General features: G+C 61.6%; 16 protein-coding genes. 1 reads left to right on the top strand and 15 read right to left on the bottom strand.

Annotation, left to right across the window (positions count from 1 at the left end; translation table 11 throughout):
* Positions 1–105: 105 nt before the first annotated feature.
* The 9 genes from ACLEJQ_RS06740 to ACLEJQ_RS06700 form a co-directional block, all read right to left on the bottom strand.
* On the bottom strand, positions 106–708 hold the full coding sequence (locus tag ACLEJQ_RS06740) for a glutathione S-transferase (protein ID WP_440793358.1): 603 nt from the start codon (positions 706–708) through the stop codon (positions 106–108).
* The gene (locus ACLEJQ_RS06735) at positions 705–4,346 is read right to left on the bottom strand and encodes an AAA family ATPase (RefSeq protein WP_440793356.1); all 3,642 of its coding nucleotides are present in this window, start codon (positions 4,344–4,346) and stop codon (positions 705–707) included. The genes ACLEJQ_RS06740 and ACLEJQ_RS06735 overlap by 4 nt, the downstream gene beginning before the upstream one ends.
* Entirely contained in the window at positions 4,343–5,587 is a 1,245-nt protein-coding gene (locus ACLEJQ_RS06730; protein WP_440793354.1) for an exonuclease SbcCD subunit D C-terminal domain-containing protein, read from the bottom strand. The genes ACLEJQ_RS06735 and ACLEJQ_RS06730 overlap by 4 nt, the downstream gene beginning before the upstream one ends.
* A gap of 706 nt (positions 5,588–6,293) precedes the next feature.
* Positions 6,294–7,931, bottom strand: coding sequence for a BatD family protein (locus tag ACLEJQ_RS06725; protein WP_440793352.1), 1,638 nt, complete (start codon positions 7,929–7,931; stop codon positions 6,294–6,296).
* Positions 7,928–9,661: a tetratricopeptide repeat protein gene (locus ACLEJQ_RS06720; protein ID WP_440793350.1), complete on the bottom strand. Its 1,734-nt coding sequence runs from the start codon at positions 9,659–9,661 to the stop codon at positions 7,928–7,930. Before ACLEJQ_RS06720 ends, ACLEJQ_RS06725 begins: the two co-directional genes overlap by 4 nt.
* Positions 9,658–10,737 carry a vWA domain-containing protein gene (locus ACLEJQ_RS06715; protein WP_440793348.1) on the bottom strand — a complete coding sequence of 360 codons (1,080 nt, stop codon included), beginning with the start codon at positions 10,735–10,737 and terminating at the stop codon, positions 9,658–9,660. The genes ACLEJQ_RS06720 and ACLEJQ_RS06715 overlap by 4 nt, the downstream gene beginning before the upstream one ends.
* Positions 10,730–11,224, bottom strand: a complete 495-nt coding sequence (locus ACLEJQ_RS06710) for a DUF4381 domain-containing protein (protein ID WP_440793346.1) — start codon at positions 11,222–11,224, stop codon at positions 10,730–10,732. The genes ACLEJQ_RS06715 and ACLEJQ_RS06710 overlap by 8 nt, the downstream gene beginning before the upstream one ends.
* Positions 11,221–12,165: a DUF58 domain-containing protein gene (locus ACLEJQ_RS06705; RefSeq protein WP_440793344.1), complete on the bottom strand. Its 945-nt coding sequence runs from the start codon at positions 12,163–12,165 to the stop codon at positions 11,221–11,223. The genes ACLEJQ_RS06710 and ACLEJQ_RS06705 overlap by 4 nt, the downstream gene beginning before the upstream one ends.
* Positions 12,166–12,174: 9 nt before the next feature.
* Entirely contained in the window at positions 12,175–13,134 is a 960-nt protein-coding gene (locus tag ACLEJQ_RS06700) for an AAA family ATPase (RefSeq protein WP_440793342.1), read from the bottom strand.
* A 602-nt stretch (positions 13,135–13,736) separates the two neighbouring features.
* On the opposite strand from ACLEJQ_RS06700, the gene ACLEJQ_RS06695 reads away from it, so the two are divergent.
* Positions 13,737–14,105, top strand: coding sequence for a DUF6124 family protein (locus tag ACLEJQ_RS06695; RefSeq protein ID WP_440793340.1), 369 nt, complete (start codon positions 13,737–13,739; stop codon positions 14,103–14,105).
* Positions 14,106–14,343: 238 nt separating this feature from the next.
* Here the strand turns inward: ACLEJQ_RS06695 and ACLEJQ_RS06690 are convergent, their stop codons facing one another.
* The 6 genes from ACLEJQ_RS06690 to ACLEJQ_RS06665 all read right to left on the bottom strand — a co-directional run bounded on the left by ACLEJQ_RS06690 (position 14,344) and on the right by ACLEJQ_RS06665 (position 21,924).
* Positions 14,344–16,059: an ATP-binding cassette domain-containing protein gene (locus ACLEJQ_RS06690; protein WP_440793338.1), complete on the bottom strand. Its 1,716-nt coding sequence runs from the start codon at positions 16,057–16,059 to the stop codon at positions 14,344–14,346.
* 33 nt (positions 16,060–16,092) lie between these two features.
* Positions 16,093–17,265 carry a YcaO-like family protein gene (locus tag ACLEJQ_RS06685; RefSeq protein WP_440793336.1) on the bottom strand — a complete coding sequence of 391 codons (1,173 nt, stop codon included), beginning with the start codon at positions 17,263–17,265 and terminating at the stop codon, positions 16,093–16,095.
* A 571-nt stretch (positions 17,266–17,836) separates the two neighbouring features.
* Complete coding sequence (locus ACLEJQ_RS06680) at positions 17,837–18,814, bottom strand: 2-hydroxyacid dehydrogenase (RefSeq protein WP_440793334.1); 978 nt, start codon at positions 18,812–18,814, stop codon at positions 17,837–17,839.
* A gap of 14 nt (positions 18,815–18,828) precedes the next feature.
* Entirely contained in the window at positions 18,829–20,124 is a 1,296-nt protein-coding gene (locus ACLEJQ_RS06675) for an MFS transporter (protein WP_440793332.1), read from the bottom strand.
* Positions 20,125–20,180: 56 nt separating this feature from the next.
* Positions 20,181–21,149 (bottom strand): sugar kinase, encoded by a 969-nt coding sequence (locus tag ACLEJQ_RS06670; RefSeq protein WP_440793330.1) that lies wholly within the window; start codon positions 21,147–21,149, stop codon positions 20,181–20,183.
* Complete coding sequence (locus tag ACLEJQ_RS06665; RefSeq protein WP_440793328.1) at positions 21,142–21,924, bottom strand: sugar phosphate isomerase/epimerase family protein; 783 nt, start codon at positions 21,922–21,924, stop codon at positions 21,142–21,144. Before ACLEJQ_RS06665 ends, ACLEJQ_RS06670 begins: the two co-directional genes overlap by 8 nt.
* Positions 21,925–22,054: the final 130 nt, after the last annotated feature.

Raw genomic sequence — 22,054 nt, 5'->3', positions numbered from 1 at the left:
GGAGCTTGCTCCCGCTCGATTGCGCAGCAATCGCAAAAAGGGGTCTGCTGCGCAGCCCAGCGGGAGCAAGCTCCCTCGCCACAGGGGTGACGTGTGGTCAGGTAGTTACTTGGCCATGATCGCCACGAACAGCTCCGAATCGAGAAACCGCTGCAACCAGCGCTGCAGGTTCGGGTAGGGCGCTTGGGCAAACCATTGGCGGTCGACATGGGCGAACTGGCGCACGAAGGGCATCAGCGCCACGTCCGCCAGGCTCTGGTGCTGCGCCGCCAGAAATGGCCGGGTTTCGAGCAACGCTTCCAACTGGCGTAGAAAACCCTCACCCTCGGCTCGATAGTGTTCCACCGGATGCTCCGGATGACGCTCGGGGTACTTGTAGCGGTTCAAGTGCTGCTTGAACACCTGGTCGTTTTCACGAATCAGCGCCGTCGTCAGCGCTTGGCCGGCGGGATCGCCCAGCAATCGCCAGTCCTGCGGATCATGCCGGGCCAAGGCCCAGTCCATGATCTCCAGGCTTTCATCGATCACCCGGCCATCGGCCCACAGCACCGGCACCGTGCCTTTGCTGGACAGCGCGAGCATCTCGGCCGGCTTGGCCTTCAGGCTGACTTCAATAATCTCCAGCTCCACCGCGCTGTAGCGCAGCGCCATGCGCGCCCGCATGGCGTAGGGGCAGCGGCGGAAGGAATAGAGCACGGCGCGGTTCATTTCACTTCCACCGTACTCAAGCCGTTGCCTTGGCGCCGCACCTGGATCTGCACCGGAATCCGCTCGTGCATTTCCTGCACGTGGGAAATCACCGCGACCTTACGACCCTGGGCCTGCAAGCCATCGAGGGCGTCCATCGCCAGTTGCAGCGACTCCGGATCGAGGCTGCCGAAGCCTTCGTCGATGAACAGCGACTCGATCCGCAGCGTGCTCGACGCCATCGAGGCCAACCCCAATGCCAGGGCCAGGGACACCAGGAAGGTTTCACCGCCGGACAACGAATGCACCGAGCGCAGTTCATCGCCCATTTCCGTATCCAGCACCAGCAGCCCGAGCATGCTGCCGCCGCGCTTGAGACGGTAGCGGCGCACCAGTTGGCGCAGTTGGGCGTTGGCATGGTGCACCAGCAGGTCGAGGTTGTAGGCCTGGGCGAGTTTGCGGAAACGGTCGCCGGTGGCCGAGCCGATCAGGGCGTCCAGGCGCGCCCAGCGCTGATACTCGGCGTAGGCCTGTTCGATCTGCTGGCCCAAGGCCTGGTTAGCGTTCTGTCGGCGCTGGTCCTCCGCTTGCTGAGCGCGCAACTCGGCGCATTGTTGCTCACTGGCGGCGAATTGGTTTTGCAGTTCGGCGAGGGCTTCGGCCAGCTGTTCGGGCTCCAGGTTGCCGTTGTGCTGGGCCTGGTGGTTGCGCAGGCGTTGTTCGCGTTCAGTCAGTAGCACGCGGGCCTGCTCGATGGCTTTCTCACTGTTGAGCAGGCGCTGGCGCAGTTGGCCGACATGTGGCTCGTCGAGGCCGAGCAAGGCATCGAGGGCGGCGTCGTCCAGTTCGGGATGAGTGTTGCGCCACTGGCTGATGCCGGTCGCGAGCGCCTGAAGTTCGGCGTCGAGGGCTTGGGCTTGTTCCTGGCGCGCCTTGAGCTCGGCGGCCAATTGCACCAGGGCATTGCGCAGCTCTTGCAATTGCCGGGTAGCCGCTGCTTCTGCGGAGCGTGCCTGTTCCAGGGTCTGATCGAGCTGCTGTTGCCACTGCTCGGCGCTGCTGTGTTCGCCCAGCAGTTGCGCGAGGGTTTGCTGGCAGGCTTGCTGCTGCTCGGTCAGCGCCTTGAACTGTTGCTGGGCCGCTTCCAGCTGCTGCACCCGAATCTGCTGGCGGTCCTGTTCCTTCTCCAGGGTCTGCTGGCGCTGGAGCTGTTCGCCGAGTTCGTCGCGTTGCTGCTCCCGTTGTTCGAGACGCTGGGCGATTTGCTGGTCGAGTTGCATGAAGGTCGCCGCGGGTTCGCTGCGAAGGGCTTGCAGGGTGTCCGCCGGCAACAGGTTGCTGAAATGTCCCAGTTCCTCCTCCAGGCGCTGGCGGTCACGGGCCAGTTCCTGCTGTTGATTGCTCAGGTATTGGGCCGCCTGCTGGCTGGCCGTTTCGGCGTTGCGCAGTTGCTGCGCCAGGCGCGCGGCGTCCTGCTGCAAGGTGAGCAGGGCGGTTTGTCGCTGTTCGTCCTGCTCGATGTGCTGGTGCAGTTGGCTGTTCTGGTGCGCCAGCCAGGTATCCCGCTTGTCGGGGTCCTGGGCCAGCAACTGCGCCGACAGCGGATGGGCTTCGAGGCTGGGCGCGAGACTCTGTTGCTGTTGCGCGAGCTGTTCCTGCTGCTGCTTGAGCTCTTTCAGTTGGGCGATGACGCCACTGTACTGGGCGCGCAGTTCGATGACTTTTTCGTTGAGCAGATCCACGGCCTTACGGGCATTGGCCTCTTCGGTTTCATCGTGGCGCCCCAGGCTTTGCAGCAGCGCTTCGGGCTGATGATAGGGATGCTCGACGCTGCCGCACACCGGGCAGGGCTGCTCGTCCTGCAACTGGGCGCGCAGTTGCTCCACGCTTTCGCTGCGGGCCAGGCGCTGGCGCTCCAGCAGTTCACGGGTCACGCTCAGGGTCTGTTCGGCGACCGTCAGTTCGGCCTTGGCTTCGCCGCCCTCGCGCACCAGTCGGTCACGTTCCTGCAAGGCCTGTTGCTGGCGCTGTCCCAATTCGGCGCCGCGTTTGTCCAGCTCTTGCTGGCTGGCCCAGAGGCGGGTCAGCTCCTCAAAGGCCCGCTGTTGCTTGCGATTGTCTTGCAGCAGGTTGCCCAGCAACTGGATCTGTTCGGCCACCGCTTCCGGTTCGGCACCGGCTTCCTTATAGAGCACTTCAAGGTTCTGGCGCTGGCTCGCAAGATCCTCGGCAGCGCGCTTGGCATTGTCTTCCAGCGAGGCGAGCTCGGCCTGGCCCTGGTTCAGCCGGTTGCTGATCAGCACCAGTTGCTGAAGGCGATCACGATAGGCGTTCCAGGCCTCGCTCAGCGGTGCCAGAGGCGTGCTTTGTTCCAGTTCGGCGGCGATCCGCTGCAAGCGCTCGGCCACCTGTCTTTGCTGCTCGAACAGGGTCTCGATCGTGCGCTGCCCCTCGGTGCAGGCCTGTTGCGCCTGTTCCTGGCGCTGCGCACCTTGGCTGGCGTCGGCAGTGAGGCGGGCCAGCGTGCTTTGCTCGTCGAAAGCCTGGCGCAGCAGCGGCGCACTGTCCGTGCTTTGCTGTTGCGCGGTTGCCATCGCTTGTTGCGCGGCACCGAGGGCTTGCTCCCGTTCGGCCTGTTGAGCCTGCAAGTCGATCTGCTGTTGGGTGAGCTGCTGGATCTGAATCGCCAGGGGCTCAAGCTGATGGCTCAACTGCGCCTGACGAATGAACTGGTGACGCTGGGGCGCGAGTTGTTCCAGGCGCGTCAGTTTCATGCGCTCGTCCGCCAGGGCGTTCCAATCGGCCTGGGCCTGTTGCAGTTGTTCTGCCGCGCTGGCCTGTTCGTCCTGCAATTGACGCAGGTCTTTAAGCCAACTGTGCTGCTGCTCCAGTTGTTTGAGTTGCGCCTGTTGGGCCTTGAGTTGCTGCTGGGCTTCGTTGAAGTGCTGGTCCAGCTCGGCCCGGGCTTCGACGGACAGCGGGGTGATGCCGCTGGCCTGGTCCTGCAACTGTTTGTGAGCTTCCTTGGCTTGCTTGGCCTTGTCGAAGGCGCGTCGGCCGAGGCGGGTGTACAGAGCGGTGTCGGTGAGCTTTTCCAGCAGTTCGCTGCGGTCGTTGTCGTCGGCCTTGAGGAACGCGCTGAACTCACTTTGGGCCAACAGCACGGCGCGGGTGAACTGTTCGAAATTCAGGCCCAGGGCCGCTTCGAGCTGGGCCTTGTACTCGCCTTTCTGGCTTGCCAGCAGTTGATCGTTGTCCAGGTCGCGCAGGCTCTGGCGGCTGGCTTGCAACTTGCCGCCGGCCTTTTCCCGGGCGCGATTGGCTTCCCAGCGGGCCCGGTAGCGCCGCCCGTCGACGCCACGAAAATCTACTTCCGCATAGCCATCACCCGTGCCGCGGCGCAACAGCGTACGCGGATCGCCGGTGGCGATTTCACCGTCGGCGTCCGGCACCTTGGCGTCGCGCCCGGTGTTGCTCAGGCGCGGCACGGCACCGAACAGCGCCAGGCACAAGGCATCGAGCAGGGTGCTCTTGCCGGCGCCGGTAGGGCCGGTGATGGCGAACAGGCCAGCACTGGCCAAGGGTTCGGCCGTGAAATCGATCTCGAACGGCCCGGCCAGGGACGCGAGGTTCTTCAGACGGATCGCGAGGATTTTCATGCTTGCTCGTCCTCCATCTGCACGTCTTGCAACAGTACGGCGAAATCCTTAAGGGTCTGTTCGTCCACTTCGCTGCCGTAGGTGTCCTGCCAGGCGCGGCTGAACAGCTCCTGCGGACTGAGTTGATCCAATTCGATCAGGCTGGCGGCGTCATCGGCGCTGGCGTTGCCACCATTGCCGGCATATTCGGCGGCAATCCGCACCAGCCGCACGGCCTTGCCTTGCAGCGCGGTTTCCACCTGATGACGCAGGTCCGGCTGCGGCTCGTCGAGGCGCACCCGCACTTCCAGCCAGGGCTGGCGCTGGATGTCGGCCAGCAGGTCGATGTCCGGCAGGTCCTTGAGCTGTACCAGGATCTCGGCCAGAGGCGCCGGGCCCAGGCGTTGCAGGTTGACGGCCCGGGGAATCAGCCGTGGTTCGACCTTGACGAGGGTCTCGCCGTCCAGGGTGATGTCGAGGATCTGGTGTTGATAGCCGATTTCCGAGAACGACAGCGGAATTGGCGAGCCGCTGTAGCGGATGCGCTCTTCACCGTTGACCTTCTGTGGTTTATGCAAATGACCGAGGGCGACGTAGCTGATGGTCGGGCCGAACAGGCTGGCGGGCAGGGCTTCGGCATTGCCGATGATCAGGCTGCGTTCGGAATCCTCGGAGACCGAGCCACCGGCCATGTGCGCATGGCTGACGGCGATCAGTGCCTGGCCTTTCTTGCGCTTGCTGTTGGCGGCGGTGATCAGCCACTCATGCACCTGGCCGATGCCCCGCAGGTAATCGTCGCCCAACTGCGCGCCGGTGACCTCGGCCGGGCGCAGAAACGGCAATGCCAGGCACCAGGCCTTGACCTTGCCCTTGGCATCGGGCAACGGCAACAGCAGGCGCTCGACATCCAGTTGCCCATCGTCCAGCCACAACACCCGGCCCAGGGCGTGAGTGCGCAAGCGCCGCATCAACGGCGCCGGCAACTCGATGCGCGAGCCGGAGTCGTGGTTGCCGGCGATCATCACGATGGTCAGGTTGGCATTCTGTTCGTGGGCACTGACGATGAAATCGTACAGCCGCTCCTGGGCTTTGACCGGCGGATTGACGGTGTCGAAGATATCGCCGGCGATCAACAGCACATCAGGTTTTTCGCTGGCCAGCTGGCGCAGCAGCCATTCGAGGAAACACCCGTGCTCGAAATCGCGCTCCTGGCCGTGCAGGTTTTGCCCCAGGTGCCAGTCGGAGGTGTGAAACAGACGCAAGGCAAGCTCCAGAAAACGGTAATGGCCGCGTGAAGAAAAGCGGCTGAAAAAAGCGGAGTTTACTGGGAAACAGCGCAGAGGACCCGTGCTACTTCGTTGCACTCGCCATAGCACCGATCCCCGTGACGAGAGAGCCTGCTCCCGCCCGATTGCGCAGCAATCGCAAAAAAAGGGCCGCTTCGCCCGATGCGTCGGACCGCCCCAGCGGGAGCAAGCTCCCTCGCCACAAAAGCGAAGGGCGTGCATACAGATTTTGTGTCCACCACAAAACCCTGTGGGAGCGGGTTTACCCGCGAAGGCGGGGGTCCATTCAATATCTGCCTGGCTGACTCACCGCTATCGCGAGCAGGCTCGCTCCCACAGTGATCTTGGTGTGCCTACAAACTCTGCACCCGCCACAAAACCCCTGTGAGAGCGGGTTTACCCGCAAAGGCGGCGGACCATTCGATATCTGCTTGGCTGACCCACCGCTATCGCGAGCAGGCTCGCTCCCACAGTGATCTTGGTGTGCCTACAAACTCTGCACCCGCCACAAAACCCTGTGGGAGCGGGTTTACCCGCGAAGGCGCCGGTCCATTCAATATCTGCCTGGCTGACCCACCGCCATCGCGAGCAGGCTCGCTCCCACGATGGATCGGCTTCGCTAGCATGCTTTGTCCACTCGGGGTCGTCACGAAGGTTTTCATCGGAGCACCCGCCCGGCGGGTTACTTGGGATAAAGCGGCGGCAACCCACTCTCGCCCAGCGGGTCCCTGGAGTGGTCGGCGGTGGGGATGGTGCGAATTGCCCGCCACAGGTCTTCGCCTTGCCAGTGCTGGCCGGTCTCGCTGTAGAGTGCGCCGTTGAGGCCGTCCAGCGCGTCGGACAGGGGGACGAAGCGGGCTGCCATGTCGGCCAGGGTTTCCGGCTGTTGGCGGGCCCAGGCGTCCAGGGCCTGGCGGGTCGCGTGGGGGTCGTTGGCCAGGCAGGCGCGCTTGAGGTCGTCGAGCAGGGTGCGTGGGCTCGGTCCGGCCTGGGTCGCGCGCAGCACCGCCGGCTGCGAGCGTGCCCGCCACCATAAGCCGAGGCCGAGCAGGGTGGTGCAGAACAGGATGAAGCTGGTCAACTGCCAGTACCACAAGGCGTCGCTGTCCACGGTGGTGACGATTTGCGCCGGGCCCGCTGGCGCATCCACCATCAGGCTCGGATTGTTCGCTACTTGCAGGGTCCGCGCCGGCAGGCTGGTGCGGTCCAGGTGGTCTTCCAGGGTGTTCCACCAGACCACCTCTACCGGCGGCAGCTCGATGGTGCCGCTGCGGTTCGGCACCAGGGCTTCACGGTCTTCACGGCTGCCCACCAGACCGCGCTCGCTGCTGCGGCTGCTCAGGACCGGTTGGTCCGGGTAACGCCGCAAACCGTTGATTTCGGTGGCGGGCAAGGGCGGCAGTTGGGCGCTGGCCAGGCCTTCGGCTTCCAGGGTCAGGCTGCGGGTGAGGGAGTCGCCGACCTGGCTGTGGGTCGGTTCCGGGCTCCAGCTTTCGCTCAGGGAAAGGCTGCGTGCCGGCAGCCAGGGCACGTCGGCCGGGTAGCTGGCAGGCTTGGGCTTGACGTTCAGGTGCAGCGGTTCGGAACTGACGCGCATCAGTTGCCCCGGTTTGGGCCCCGACGGCACCGCGCCTTGGGCGACCGGTTCGACCAGCGTGGCGCTGAAGGTCTGGGCCGGAACGGTCAGCTCACCGCTGCGCTGGGGATAGATGCCATACCGCAACTCGATCACGCCGTGGCGCACATCGTTGATGACCTTTTCGTAGGTGCGCGATTCGCCCAGCTGCTCGGTGCGTGCATCGGGGATGTGCAGCGGTGTCAGGCTGCTGTCGTCGTACAGCGACACTGAATGGTAGATGCGCAGGGTCAGGATCGCCTGCGCCTGCACGTACACCTGGTGCTGGTCGAGGCTGGCTTCGATGAATATCGGCGCAAGTGTGCCGGACGCGTTGCGGGTCTCGCTTTCGATCACTTGCAGGGTGATCGGCTGGCTGGTGGCTTCGCCCAGTTGCAGCGCGGGGATGACCACGGTGCCACTCTGGCGCGGCAGCAGCGTCACGATCCAGCGCGTGGTGGCGCGGTTCTCGCCGTCTAGGGTAGTCAGCTGGTTGACCTGGCGGGTGCCGCGTACATCGAACAGCGCCTGGAGCGGGCTCAGGTCGGGTTTGCCGAACAGCGTGGCGTCGTTGGATTCCAGGGTCAGTTCCACCGTTTCCCCGGAGTTCACGCGGCCGCGGTCCACGCTGGCAGTCAGCTGTGCAGCCTGGGCGCCAAAGGCCCAGAACAACAACGCGAGGAAGTAGACGGTGACGCGGGTCATGGGGTTTTTCCCTGGGCCTGATGGCTTTGCTGTTCATACCAGAACTTACGTCTGAGCAGTTCGCCCGGATTATCCGGGATCTGGCGCAGCCATTGTTCCATTGCCTGACGTTGTTCTTCTTCGTTGCGCTGGTCGCCGGCGGGGCGCAGCGGCGGGGTGGTGGTCTGCTCGTCCGGCAGTTCGCTGCCCGGCACATCCTGGGCACCGGGCGGGGCGGCGTGGGATGGCTGGGCCTCGTCCGGCGGTGCAGGCGTTTCGGCGGACGGCTGGCCCTGCTCAGACGACTGCGCTTGAGCGTCGGCATTCGGCGCCTGTTCGGCGGGCCCCGGCTCTTGCTGGTCGGCCGGTTTGGGTTCGTCCGTCGGCGGTGTCTGTTCGTTCAACAGGCTTTGCACCAGCGCCTTGTTGGTCTGGGCGGGGCGCAGGTCGGGTTGCAGCTCCAGGGCTTGTTCGTAGGCATCGAGCGCCGCTTCCAGTTCACCGCTGCGGGCCAGGGCGTTACCCCGATTGTAATGGGCCCGGGCATCGTTGCCCTCGGCGAAGCGCTGAGCGGCTGCACTGTAGTCGCCAGCTTCATACAGGGCGACACCTTGCCACTGGCTGTCCTCGAAGTGCTTGGCGGCCTCGGCCGGGCGCTTCTGCTTGAGCAGATGCTGGCCTTGCTGATCGGGGCGCAACCACAAATCCTCGAATTCAAAAGCGTGGCCGGTCTGCGGCAACGCCAGCAACAACGGCAGGCAGAACAGCCAGCCGCGACGCCCGGCGCAGGCAGCCAGCAACAACAGTGGCAGCAGCAACCAGTATCCCTGGTCGGCCCAAGTGTCCAGGCGCAGGGTCTGGCCGTCGCTGCGCAGATGGCGCGGACCGTCCAGCAGGCCCAGGCCCCGCAGATCGCTGTCATCCAGTCGCGCCTGACGATAGCGGCCGTCCAGCTCGCTGGCGAAGGACTTGAGGCCCGGATTGTCCAGGCGTGGCACCAGGATCGCGCCCTGGGCATCCTTCAGATAGCTGCCATCCTCCTGGGCCACGGGCGCGCCTTCGCGGGTACCGATGCCGAGCATCAGCCATCGGGTGGCGGAACCTTCCAGGGACTGGCGGATGCCGTGGCGTTCCTGTTCACTCAATGACGAACCGATCAGCAGGATCCGGCCATGGCCGAGTTCACCCTGGTCCAGCAAGGCCAGCGCTTTGTTGACCGCCAGATCGGCCCGATGACCACTTTGCGGCATGATCGAAGGCTTGAGGGCTTCGAGCAGGTTGGCGCTGGTGGCGAGATCGTCGGACAGCGGCACCAGCGTGTGGGCACTGCCGGCGTAGACGATGATCGCGGTCTGCGCGTCGCTGCGATTGTGCAGCAGGTCCAGCACTTTGCGCCGGGCCTGTTCCAGGCGCGTAGGTGGAGCGTCGGTGGCGAGCATCTCCGGGGTCAGTTCCAGCAGCACCACCAGTGGGTCGGCGGGGCGTTGGCTGGTCTGTTCGACGCGCGCCCAGCTCGGCCCCAGCAAGGCCAGCACGATCAACAACCAGGCCAGGCCCAAGGCAATCCACGGTAACCGGCTTTCGCGGCCACTGCCGCCACTGAGCAGCACGCTATGGAAGGCCGGGGGCAGAATCATCTGCCAGCGGCCTACGCGTTTCTGCCGGTGCCACAGTTGCCAGAGCAGCCAGCCCAGCAAGGGCAGCAGCAATACGAACCAAGGGCGCAGCCAATGCGGCCAGAGCGCGATCATCGGCGCCTCCGCAAGCGCAGCCGCTTGAGGCGCTGGCGCCACTCGGTATGTTGGGTCGGTTGGAACAGCGGCTGGGTGAACAGGCGCTGCAACGGATTGTCCGGCCAGCGCACCCGGGCCACCAGCAACACGCTCAGCAGCAGCGCCACGGTCAGGGGCCAATGATAAAGCGCCAGGGCAGGTCGGGCCTGGGTCGGTTGCTGGGTCACCGGTTCGAGTTGGTCGAGGGTGGCCTTGATCGCCAGCAACTGCTCGCCGTCCTGAGCACGGAAATACCGACCACCCGTGACCTGGGCAATGCCTTTCAAGGTCGGTTCGTCGAGGTCCAGGCTTGGGTTGACGCCAAGAAAACCGGTGGAGCCGCTTTGCTCGGGGTCGGCGCCAATGCCGATCGGATAGATTTTCACACCCTCGTCGGCGGCCAGACGGGCGGCGGTCAGCGGGTCGATTTCACCGCCATTGTTGGCGCCGTCGGTGACCAGGATCAGCACGCGGCTGTGGGCCGGACGCTGGCGCAGGCGTTTGAGGGCCAGGCCGATGGCATCGCCGATGGCGGTGTTCTTGCCGGCGATGCCGATCCGTGCTTCGTCGAGCCAGCGCCGGACGGTGCGGCGGTCGAAGGTCAGCGGCGCTTGCAGGTAAGCCTGGCTGCCGAACAGGATCAGCCCGACCCGGTCGCCTTCGCGGCCTTCGAGAAAATCCCCGAGCATGTGCTGGACCAGCGACAGGCGACTGACTTCTTCGTCCTTCCATTGCATGTCGGGAAAGTCCATCGATCCTGAGACATCCACGGCCACCAACAGATCCCGACCGCTGGCGGCAATGGGCAGCGGTTCCCCGAGCCATTGCGGACGGGCAGCGGCGATCAGCAACAGCAGCCAGATCAGCATGAAGGGCGCCTGCTGGCGCCAGGTCGGCAGGTTGGCCCGGGCCCGGCGCCCGACGAGGCCTTCGAGGTCGCCGAGGAAACTGACCTTGAGCGCCGGCTCGCCGCTGTCGGCCGGCGGCAGCACCAGACGCATCAGCCACGGCAGTGGCAACAGGGCGAACACCCACGGCCAGGCAAATTCAAACATGTTTGCGAATCCAGATTTCGACCGCCTGGGTCAGCCCGGCGATGGCTTTGTCATCCAGTTTGCACTCGGGTTTGTAGGCGCCTTCCACCAGCACCATCCAACGGGTGAGACCGGCGGCCGGGCAGCGGTTATCCAGGAATGCCAGCCATTTACGACCGTTAAGGGTGTGGCTCTGGCTATAGGGGTAATGGTTGCGGCACAGGCGCTTGAGCAGCCCGTTGAGTTGCTGCAACCAGGCGCCGGCCGGCGCGCCGTCGTAGGGCTTGGGCAACAGGGCGAGTTCGGCCAGGGCCGCCAGGCGCACCGGATCCAGCGGTTGTTCTGCACGGGTTTCGGGGCGTTTGGCGGGGATGAACCGACGCAACTGCCACAGGCCCAGGCCCAGCAAGGGGATCAACACCAGCAGCAGCCACCAGCCTGGCGCAGGGGGCCAGAAACCAATCGGCGGCGGCGCCATCAACGGCTGCAATTGATCGAGGCTGCTCATCGGCTGTTCCCGGCCCGCTTGGGGTTCAGGTACTCGCGCAGTTGTTCGACCATGTCGCCCTGGGTGCTCAAGGGCATCATCAGGATCCGCAGCTTTTGCGCAAGCATTTCCCAACGCTCCAGGCGCACTTCGGCCTGGGCGCGATAGGCCTGGCGCAATTCGACATTCAGAGTGTCGAGCTCCAATTGCGCGCCGCGTTGGGCAAACCGCAGCAGGCCGGCGGCGGGCAGGGCATGATCCAGCGGATCGGACAGGGGCAGCAGCAACAGGTCGCAATGACGCGACAGCAGGCTCAGTTGCTGTTCGGCACTGTCGGACAGCGCGCGCTCGTCGCAAATGATGATCGCCAGGCTGCCGGGTCGCAGCACTTCTCGGGCCCGGCGCAGGGCGATACCGAAGGAGTCGCGGTCCGGTTCGCCTTCGGGATGCAGCGACTGATTGACCCGCACCAGCCGATTGAGCAACTGCAACAGACTCTGTTTGCTGCGCCTCGGCTTGACTTCGTAATGGGTGTTGTTGCCGAACACCAGCCCGCCGACCCGGTCGTTATGCCCCAGCGCGGCCCAGCCGATCAGGCTGGCGGCCTGGGCTGCCAGTACCGATTTGAACATCTGGCCGGAGCCGAAGAACAGCCGGTGGCTCTGCTCGATCATGATGAAGATCGGCCGCTCGCGCTCTTCATGGAACAGTTTGGTGTGGGGCTCCTGAGTGCGAGCGGTGACGCGCCAGTCAATGGTGCGCACGTCGTCGCCGGCCTGATAGACCCGCACCTGATCGAAATCCACCCCGCGCCCGCGCAGCTTGGAATGGTGCAGGCCAATCAACGGGCTGCGCTGGCCGGGTGTCGAGAACAACTGCACCTCGCGCACGCGATGGCGCATCTCGATCAGCTCCGACAGGCTGACGCGGATGCCCGGTGCGGGCGCCAGTGGGTTATTCATGGTTCATGCTCAAGCGACAGCGACCACGTCGAGAATCCGCTGCACGACCCGATCCTGATCGATGCCCGCGGCTTCGGCCTCAAACGACAGGATGATACGGTGGCGCAACACATCGAACAGCACGGCCTGGATGTCTTCGGGGCTGACGAAATCCCGCCCGGCCAGCCAGGCGTGGGCCCGGGCGCAGCGGTCCAGAGCGATCGAGCCGCGAGGGCTGGCGCCGTAGGCGATCCATTCGGCCAGCTCCGGATCGAACTTGGCCGGGTTGCGAGTCGCCATGATCAGTTGCACCAGGTACTCCTCCACGGCGTCGGCCATGTACAGGCCGAGGATTTCCTTGCGCGCGGAGAAAATCGCCTGCTGGCTCACGCGGCGCTCGGGCTTGGCTTCGCCGTTCAGCGCTTCGCCCCGGGCCTGCTGCAAGATCCGGCGCTCAACCGCAGCGTCCGGGAAACCGATCTTGACGTGCATCAGGAAGCGGTCGAGCTGCGCTTCCGGCAACGGGTAGGTGCCTTCCTGCTCGATCGGGTTCTGCGTCGCCATCACCAGGAACAACGGCGACAGTTCATAGGTGCTGCGCCCGACACTGACCTGCCGTTCGGCCATGGCTTCAAGCAACGCGGACTGGACCTTGGCCGGGGCACGGTTGATTTCGTCCGCCAGCACCAGGTTGTGGAAGATCGGGCCTTGCTGGAACACGAAGCTGCCGGTTTCCGGCCGATAGATTTCCGTGCCGGTGATGTCGGCGGGCAGCAGGTCGGGGGTGAACTGGATGCGATGGAACTGCGCTTCGATCCCTTCGGCGAGCTCTTTGATCGCCTTGGTCTTCGCCAAACCCGGCGCACCTTCCACCAGCATATGGCCGTCGGCGAGCAAGGCGATGAGCAGGCGCTCGATGAGTTTTTCCTGGCCGAGAATCTGCGTAGAAAGAAAGGTTCGCAGCGCCAGCAGCGCTTCACGATGTTCCATCGGTGACTGTTCCTGGAAAGGGGGGGCCCAGGCGTTCGGATAACGCCGGGGCTGGGGGCGTTACTTTAATGCATGGCGGGGGTTGGCGACTAACGGGATTTTGATTGACTGTGTGCAATTGTGATCGGCTTGGAAACATTCTGGGGGTGGGCTTGTTTGCGATGAATACCGCCCGGACAAGCGCACTGATCCCGTGGCGAGGGAGCTTGCTCCCGCTTGACCGGGCTGGCGCACCAGTACGAAGCACTCACAAAGTGAAGGGATGTTTATCTCGATGTAGGAGTGTTCTGTATTGGGCTACGTTGTCTTGCGCCATTGCCTACGACTGCGCCAGAATCCGCCGGCTTGTGTGCTCGGAAGGCAGGTTCTATCGTTTCCGGGTCGCTGATGAATCAGCGATCGGGTTTGGTAGCCCGGTTCTCTACGTGACGCAAGCGTCACCTTTTACAGGTGCATCTGAGCATTTGTATTGATGGTGGCCATGCGTAGGGCGCTCTCGGGCGCGCCGGAGTCATGTGGGCCGGTCTACCAACCTTCGTATGGCCGCCACCCTCGTTTGGTAGCGAGGTGGTGGTTCTTCCATCCCACATGAGGTTCCACTTATGTTCAAAGCTACCCCCAACCCCCCGGGCACCGATCCGTCCTCACCGCGCCCAAAAACCAGGTCCCAAAAACATGACGAAGTCACCGACCGAGTCCTCGACCATTACCTGAATCCCAAACCAGGCAGACCCGAATCGGGTCCAGCCCCAGGCCAGCTCTTCACCGTAAACAAAGCCATCGACACCGAAAGCCTGCTCGCTAACCTGAGCGAAACCCTGGCCTCGGCCAACGCCATGGTTGAAGACCTGGCCTTCGACCTGAACGGTTCACGCCGGCATTTGCTCCTGGGCATCCAACAGCTGATCGAACTGGGCAGCCTGTTGGCCAACCGCGCACTGGATACCATCGAAACCCGCCAGCCGACCTAGCCACAAGGGACTTTTGACAGTCCTTGAATCCTGGGCCCACCGCAAAACCTGTGGGAGCCGAGCTTGCTCGCGATGGCGGCAGTACATTCAACCTAGATGTAACCTGAACAACCGCTATCGCGAGCAGGCTCGCTCCCACATTGGGTCTGAGGTAATCCTCAAGTCCAAGGCGAACTGCAGAACCTGTGGGAGCGAGCCCTGCTCGCGATGACGGCGGCAGCTCCAGCATCATATTTCGCTAGTTCTGCATCCGAATTTCCTCCACCAGCAGCCTGACCGCTGGCCTGCCGACCAGTTCCCTCCATGGACCATCGTCCACGATTGTTCCTCCTTGCATCACGATGACCCGGTCAAACCGATGCAGGTGGTCAATGTCATGGGTGACGCATATTAACCCCCGCCCGGAAAAAACGTTGAATAACAGGTCCCAAAGGGGCGCGGTCAGCCTGGGTTCGATGGATGCGCTGGGCTCGTCGAACATGTTGAATTTTCCCGGCTTGTTGATTAGGCGCAGAAGCGACAAACGTTTGGCTTCGCCTCCGGAAATATTCGAGGCATTTTCGCTGAGCTGCCGTATTGCCACGATCTTATCCAGTTCCAATTGCCGTATGGCTCTGGACAAGATCGGCGATGCGTTGCCTCCGAACAGGACCGATTGTTCAAAAGGGCCTTCTAGAAACCTTGGTTGTTGGGGGCAATACCTCAGGGCGTTCAAGTGAGCTTGCGCAGTCAACAGTGAGACCGGTATCGAGTCGATACTCAGTTGGTCTCGCGTTGATACATCAAGCCCGGCGAGGACTTCCATAAAAGTGGATTTGCCTGCGCCGCTAGGGCCCGTGACGGCCACTGACTGCCCTTGAGTAAATTCCAGGGAGCGCTTGACTGACAGGCGAGGCGCTGCCGTTCCTGCCACTTCACAGGGTGTGAGCTCCAGTTTTGAGGAGCGTTGGAAATCAACCGTTGCCATTCGACTGCTGCAATCGAAATTCCCAAGTGATAGCAGACTTTGAAATTGGCGCTGGTCTGCGAGGAACTGGTCTAGCACACGATACCCTTCCGTCAGGGTTGAAATATTGAGCATATAGCTCCCCGCGATTGAAAAAATGGCAACCAGCTGCCCGACACTAATACTTGGCTCCCCCGACAATTGGTCCACGACACCCCAGTAGAGCAATCCCCCAGTGGAAAGGCTTACGAACAGAACCTTGGCGGCACTCAGCAGGCCGCCAGACGACGCCGTTGTCACCGCAGCCTCGGCATAGCGTTCGAGTGCTGCGTTCAACGGTTGCAGTGCCGTAGGAATGGCATTTTCCAGCTTTATGATTTTTCCCGCGTTGAGGGTGTTGTAGAGGTGGGCACCTAATTCATCTTCCTGTTCATTGACAGCATCGATGTGCTTTCTCCTCCATCTGATGATTTTATGTGTGACAGCCAGATATATAATTCCAAACACCGTCATGCTCAAAAAAATCTCACTGCCCCCTATGTGAATAAAAGCAGCTCCAACAACCATGAACTCCAAGAGCACGGGAAGCGCAATGGTCACGATAAATGTCAAAAGTTGTTCGTGAGCAGTAATTCCACGCTCAACCGATTTTATGAAGTGGCCGATTCGCCAGGAATTGAACAGCGAAAATTCCTTGCGTATGAGTTCAGTAATCCACTCAATAGAGGCGTTTAGGATGATACGCTGTACCAGCTTTGACAGTGCGTGGATTTGTAGCGGAGTGATGAGAGCATGAATACATCCCGCGGCAATCAGGCCTGACGTCAATGCGAGTAAAAGATTAGACGCTGGATGGCTGTCACCTTGCAGGGTATCGATGATGGTTCCAAGTAAAAGTGGCGGGGCGAGTGTGATGAGTTTAAGTGCAATGATGGTAACTATGGTCATCGCTAGCAGTTTGGTGTGTTTTTTGTAGGCGTTTTTTATCATGGTTTGAATGCTGTGCATGTACCCGCTCCTGGTTGCTTCTGTCTAATTTCTTCATCGGCGTAACACGTACTGGGGCACCACCAAGCGACCATTCCGAATTATGTTGAAGCGCTCAAGTCCCGGAATATAAATTTGAGTGACAATGCTGTTGCTTGAAAAGCGAGCTACGGTTCGGCGGAATATTTTCATTCCTGCGTTTGATAGGTTTTTTTGCAGCGTTTCTAACTGCGCGGAAACTGTAGCGGAGTCAGTATGTGCTGGGGTGTCAATTATAGGGAGAGTCGCTCTTATGAGGGGTGCGAAGTCGATTAGATGTTTCAGGTGCTTAGACTGGGATAGTAAATCAACGGTTTTTCTATCTATAGATTCTTCAATTTCATCATATAAATCCTCGGACTGAAATTGTTCAGTAACTGCCCTTTGTATTGCAGTTTCAATTTCAAGCGAGCATCCGGAGCCGATGAGTGAAAGATGATGAGCTCCAGGCCCCATTTTGGGAAACGCCACTGCAAAATAAACTGATAGTACGTCCTTGATGACAATCACTTGCAGTCTACTCGCTGATGCCAGAGCTGAGGGGTGGCTCGTCAGCGCTGTTTCAAGTAACTCGGTTGAAGGGGTATACAGTTCAATCGCCGGACCGAGGCCACATACAGACATATAGAAAAGAGAAAGAATATGCCTCTCGATTGTCTCATGGGTACCATGTAAGAGTGCTTCGTTTTCTGTGCAACCGAAAGCAATCCCAGAGTTTGATGAGTAGCGAGATAGGAAATGCAATTCGGAATTTGGATCATTGTGGATGGTTCGCGTCGTTTCAGGGCGTAGTAAGGCGCATGGGGCGAATAGCTCTTCATTGTCGTTGAGCGACGTGAGTCTAAAACATTCTATTGATTTTTCGGTACGAGGCAGTTTGGTAAAAATTCCATCTTCTGTAACGGCTTTTTGAGTGGCTATCTTGTCGGAGCAGTATCGTGTGGGAGGATCAGCAAGAAGCTTAAATGTGCTGAAGTGCTCTATGCTTTCGGCCAGTGCGCCTATTAGTGAGTCTGGTCCCTTGCCAGCCCCCGATTCAACTAGATTGTTATTGCTATCAAACAATTCAGCCGTCGCTACGAGCTTGGATGGTGTTGTGTACCGTGTTACTGCGCTGAGGCCAAGTTTATGGAGCGTGGACATGATGTTGAATAGCGCTTCGGTGGGTGAGAGTTCGCGTTCAGACATATAGATCTCCGCTAATGGATGCCGAAAGGAGAACCTTTCGGCATCTGTTGCCGATATTTAATCGGTCACTGGATTAATTGGTCAGTGATGCAAAAAAATCGGCTTCCGTTGCGAGAAGTCCTTTAGAGAAGCCCAATGCTTCTGGCAGGCCATAAAAGGTGTTGTTTATTTCAGTACGTTTCCTACCCATATCGATTTACTCCAATGTGATTAATGAGTGTCGCGATGCGAACGCTCAACTTGCGTGTATTCGCAAGTGATTAATTAATAACATTGGGATGATGTGAAGGCTATTGCGCAACTTCCGACGATGACGTAGGTCCGTTCTTGTCGTTGAGTAGGAGGCGGATGTAGGAATGAGCTACTTTGTTGAAAGCTTCGTTTTTCTCTACTGTTTTCGTCGTTTGATATGTTTATATATTTTAGGGGGGGATCGAGAAGGTAATGTGGCAACGTTACTGAGGTGTTCTAAAACTGGGTGTGCCCCGGAGGGTGGTGTTGCGTGCACCTAAATGAACGCAGTTGCCATCGCGATCCTGCTTGCGATGGCATATTTGAAGGCGGCAAGACCTCAGCCTTGCCAAGCCCCCTCATTCACAAGATTCGCCGGCCGCTCACCCGCCAATGCCGCCAACAGGTTGTCCACCGCGCATCGGGCCATGGCTTCCCGTGTCTCATGGGTGGCCGAGCCCATGTGCGGGGTCGCTACCACGTTGTCCATTTGAAGCAGCGGCGAATCCGCGCCCAAGGGTTCGCGCTCGAACACATCCAGCCCTGCGCCACGGATCTGGCCGTTGCGCAGGGCGTCGATCAGTGCCGACTCGTCTACCACTTTGCCCCGGGAGATGTTGATGAAAATGGTCTCTGGACGCATCTGTGCAAACGCTTGAGCGCCGATCAACCCTTCGGTCTCTTTCGTCAGGGGCAAGGTCAGACAAACGAAGTCCGCCTGCCGCAACAGCGTTTCAAGATCGCAGTAGCGCGCATTGAAACGCTGTTCGACGGCCGGTTTGGGCGAGTGGCTGTGGTAGATCACTGGCATGCCGAAGCCGAAATGGCCGCGCTGGGCCAGGGCTTCGCCGATGCGGCCCATGCCGATGATGCCCAGGGTCTTGCCGTAGACATCGCTGCCGAAATGCTCGGGCCCGATGCTTTTTTGCCATTGGCCGGTGCGGACCAGGTTGGCCAGTTCCACCACGCGCCGGGCGGTGGCGAGGATCAAGGCAAAGCCGGTGTCCGCGGTGGTCTCGGTCAGCACGTCGGGGGTATTGCTGAGCAGGATCCGGCGTTTGGTCAGGTAGTCGATGTCGTAGTTGTCGACGCCCACCGAGACGCTGGCGATGGCTTGCAGGTTCGGCGCCAGGTCGAGTAGCGATGCATCCAGCTTCAGGCTCGCGCCCAGCAGGCCATGGGCGCCGGGCAGGGCGTCGCGCAGCTGCGCCAGGCCCTGGGCGTCGAGGCGTTCGATGAGGGTGACGTCGGCCTGCGCTTGCAAACGGGCCATCAATTGCGCCGACAGCGCCTTGTACAACACCACGTGCTTTTTCATGAGAGGGTCTCGATTCAGGAATGGGCGGGCGCCGGGTGTGGCGCGGGTTGGGAGGGGGCACGGTCGCTGGCGCCGGGTTTCAGGGCCAGGGTCAGCACCACCGACAACAGCAATGCGCCGCTCATCAGTAGGAATGACATGCCCGGCGAGCCGGTGGAGCCATTCAGGTAGCCCACCAGGTACGAGCCGCCGAAGGAGCCCAGCGCGCCCATGCTGTTGATCAGCGCCATGGCGCCCCCGGCGACATTGGCCGGCAGGATTTCCGGGACGATGGCAAAAAACGGCCCGTACGGCGCATACATGCAGGCGCCGGCGATGACCAGCAGGCTGTAGGACCACCAGAAATGTTCAGGCCCCAGCAGGTAAGAGGCATAGAACGCCACGGAAGCGACCAGCAGGGGCGGCCAGACGAAACGCTTGCGCTTTTGTGCCTTGTCCGAGCCCCACGACACGACGAGCATGCCGACGACCGCCGCCAGGTAGGGCAATGAGGACAGCCAGCCGGCCTCGACCATGCTCATCTGCAGGCCGGCCTTGAGGATCGACGGCAGCCACAGCACGAACCCGTAGACCCCGATGCTCCAGCAGAAAAATTGCAGCGCCAGGATGATGACCATCGGCGAACGGAAGGCTTCGGCGTAGTTTTTCACCGCCTTGATGCCCACCTGTTCGGCCGCCAGTGCGCTTTCCAGATCCTGCTTTTCCTGGGCGCTGAGCCACTTGGCCTGGGATGGCCGGTCGTCCGCCAGGCGCCACCAGACAAAAGCCCAGAGCACCGCCGGCAGGCCTTCGATGATGAACATCCAGCGCCAGTCGAACTGTTGCACCAGATAACCCGACACCACCGACATCCACAGCATGGTCACCGGGTTGCCGAGGATCAAAAAGGTATTGGCCCGCGAGCGTTCGGCCCGGGTGAACCAGTGGCACAGGTACACCAGCATGGCCGGCATCACGGCGGCTTCGACGACGCCGAGCATGAAGCGGATCACGATCAGCCAGTAGGCGTTGGACACGACGCCGGTCAATGTCGCCAGCGAGCCCCAGAGGATCAGGCTGACAAAGATCAGCTTCTTCACGCTGTGTTTCTGCGCGTAGATCGCGCCCGGCACCTGGAAGAAAAAGTAGCCGAGGAAAAACAGCGCGCCGAGCAATGACGACAGCCCTGGAGTGATCATCAGGTCCTTGGCCATGCCCGAGGCAGCGGCAAAGCCATAGTTGGCCCGGTCCAGATAGGCCAGGCTGTAGGTGATGAACACGATGGGCATGATGTACCACCAGCGGCGGGTGGCGAGGTTGAGCGTTTGCATGTCGTTGACTCCTGAGCTTGTTGTTTTTGTTGCAGCAGGTGTGTTTGCGGTGTGCTTCAGGCCATATCGCGAGCAGGCTCGCTCCCACAGGGTTGGTCAGCCAATAACTCGGCGCGGGTCGGCAAGCCTTCCATGTCGCCACGGCTTTGCACTGCGCGGCTGCCGATCCAGTTGGCGCGCTGCACGGCTTCGGTGATGCCCAGGCTTTCCAGCAGCCCGCTGACCAGACCGACGGCGAACCCGTCACCGGCGCCTACCGTGTCCACCACCCGCGCCACCGGAACGCCCGCCACGAAGCCCTGGTCCTGAGGCGTGCGGTAGTAGGCGCCTTCCGCACCGAGCTTGATCACCACCGCTTCGGCGCCTTGGTCCAGGTAGAACGCAGCGATGTCGGCCGGGTCGTCGAAGCCGGTCAGCAGCCGGCCTTCGCTGAGCCCCGGCAAGACCCAATGGGCGAGGGCGGCGAGGCGGTTGATTTCGCAGACCATCGTTGTCTCACTGGACCAAAGACTGGGTCGCAGGTTCGGGTCGAATGACAGGCTGCGACCGGCCTCGCGCATGCGATTCATCAGCTCGAAGGACATTTCCCGAGCCGTGTCCGACAGGGCCGGCACGATGCCGGTGGCATGCAGATGACGGGCGCCCAGCAGCGGCGCGGCGATGGAATCGATCGACAGGTGACTGGCTGCCGAACCACGACGGAAATACTCGACTTGCGGGTCGCTTCCATCGTCGGTGCGGGATTTGAACTGGAACCCGGTGGGATGGGCCGGATCGACCGCCACGTGGCGGCAATCCAGGCCTTCCTTTTCCAGCGTCTGCACCACGAAGCGCCCCAGGGAGTCGGCGCCGACCCGGCTCAGCCAGCCGACCTTGAAGCCCAGCCGCGACAGGCCGATGGCGACGTTGCTGTCGGCCCCGGCGATGCGTTTGTGAAAGTGCTGGACGCTTGCCAGGTCGCCGCATTGCTCGGCCACCAACATCGCCATGGTTTCACCGAATGATAGAACGTCGAACTCAGACATGGGCAGGTTCCCGGCGCATTTGGCCGAGGTCGGCCAGGGTAGCGACATGTTCAATGGTCACTTGCAGCAGGTCATCGCCTTGCAGGGGGTACTCGGCAGCGCGCATCACGCCGGCCGGCATGTGCTTGAGCAGTTGCTCCCACAAGTGCAGGTCCGCCAGCGCCGGAGGCACGGCAATCAACTTGCCGTCGTCGCGCCGGGCCACCGCCTTGCAATGCACATATTTCACGTACCGTCCGAGCTGCCGGGCCGCCACGGCAGCCGATTGGTCCTGCCATTGCCAGTTGCCGATGTCGAAGGTCATGCCAACGGGCAGCGAGTGGTGCTCGGCAGCGCTGAAGAAGCGTTGCAGGGGTTCGATCCGTCCGCCTTGCAGCGTCTGGTCGTTTTCCACCAACAGTTGCACCGGGCTGGCGGTGAGGATTGCCGATAGGGCCGGAAGATCATGGGAGTCGGTGAAACAGCCGAGCGAGACTTTCAGCCAGGTCGAGCCGAAAGCTTCGGCGCGTTGTAAAGCCCGCTGCAGGGCTTGGTTGGGCCTGGTCTGGCCGGCGAGCCACAGTTCAAGAGGTGACGAAAAAATGCTTTGCAGGCCTTGGGTCCGAGCCTCCGCTGCCAGCTCGGCGGGTTGCTCGGTGGTGAGCAGTTCTTCGCGCCATTCGATGCGTGAGGCCCCGGCGGCGGCCAGTAAAGGGATGAAATTCCCTTGGCCGGTCTGTCGGACCAGATCGGCGCCGTAGCTGGAGAGGCTGATGGAAACGGGTGGTTTGGTCATTGTTCTTGTCCTTCTGAAACCGGTTTCAGTTTTGTTCAAAAAAAGGGGTTTGCTTTAGGGCCTCATTGCGAGCAGGCTCGCTCCCACAAGGAACTCGTGTGCGACGCAGACCCAGTGTGGGAGCGAGCCT

This window comes from Pseudomonas sp. SMV71, assembly GCF_052042015.1.
Lineage (GTDB): Bacteria > Pseudomonadota > Gammaproteobacteria > Pseudomonadales > Pseudomonadaceae > Aquipseudomonas.
The sequence above is the reverse complement of the archived record's forward strand: the minus strand, read 5'-3'. Positions and strand labels throughout refer to the sequence as shown.

Bases quoted from the DNA above. Each gene is read 5' to 3' on its own strand.
- ACLEJQ_RS06675 (WP_440793332.1), bottom strand. From the start codon at position 20,124: ATGCAAACGCTCAACCTCGCCACCCGCCGCTGGTGGTACATCATGCCC.
- ACLEJQ_RS06665 (WP_440793328.1), bottom strand. From the start codon at position 21,924: ATGACCAAACCACCCGTTTCCATCAGCCTCTCCAGCTACGGCGCCGAT.
- ACLEJQ_RS06740 (WP_440793358.1), bottom strand. From the start codon at position 708: ATGAACCGCGCCGTGCTCTATTCCTTCCGCCGCTGCCCCTACGCCATG.
- ACLEJQ_RS06710 (WP_440793346.1), bottom strand. From the start codon at position 11,224: ATGAGCAGCCTCGATCAATTGCAGCCGTTGATGGCGCCGCCGCCGATT.
- ACLEJQ_RS06670 (WP_440793330.1), bottom strand. From the start codon at position 21,149: ATGTCTGAGTTCGACGTTCTATCATTCGGTGAAACCATGGCGATGTTG.
- ACLEJQ_RS06725 (WP_440793352.1), bottom strand. From the start codon at position 7,931: ATGACCCGCGTCACCGTCTACTTCCTCGCGTTGTTGTTCTGGGCCTTT.
- ACLEJQ_RS06680 (WP_440793334.1), bottom strand. From the start codon at position 18,814: ATGAAAAAGCACGTGGTGTTGTACAAGGCGCTGTCGGCGCAATTGATG.
- ACLEJQ_RS06715 (WP_440793348.1), bottom strand. From the start codon at position 10,737: ATGTTTGAATTTGCCTGGCCGTGGGTGTTCGCCCTGTTGCCACTGCCG.
- ACLEJQ_RS06690 (WP_440793338.1), bottom strand. From the start codon at position 16,059: ATGCACAGCATTCAAACCATGATAAAAAACGCCTACAAAAAACACACC.
- ACLEJQ_RS06705 (WP_440793344.1), bottom strand. From the start codon at position 12,165: ATGAATAACCCACTGGCGCCCGCACCGGGCATCCGCGTCAGCCTGTCG.
- ACLEJQ_RS06700 (WP_440793342.1), bottom strand. From the start codon at position 13,134: ATGGAACATCGTGAAGCGCTGCTGGCGCTGCGAACCTTTCTTTCTACG.
- ACLEJQ_RS06685 (WP_440793336.1), bottom strand. From the start codon at position 17,265: ATGTCTGAACGCGAACTCTCACCCACCGAAGCGCTATTCAACATCATG.
- ACLEJQ_RS06735 (WP_440793356.1), bottom strand. From the start codon at position 4,346: ATGAAAATCCTCGCGATCCGTCTGAAGAACCTCGCGTCCCTGGCCGGG.
- ACLEJQ_RS06720 (WP_440793350.1), bottom strand. From the start codon at position 9,661: ATGATCGCGCTCTGGCCGCATTGGCTGCGCCCTTGGTTCGTATTGCTG.
- ACLEJQ_RS06695 (WP_440793340.1), top strand. From the start codon at position 13,737: ATGTTCAAAGCTACCCCCAACCCCCCGGGCACCGATCCGTCCTCACCG.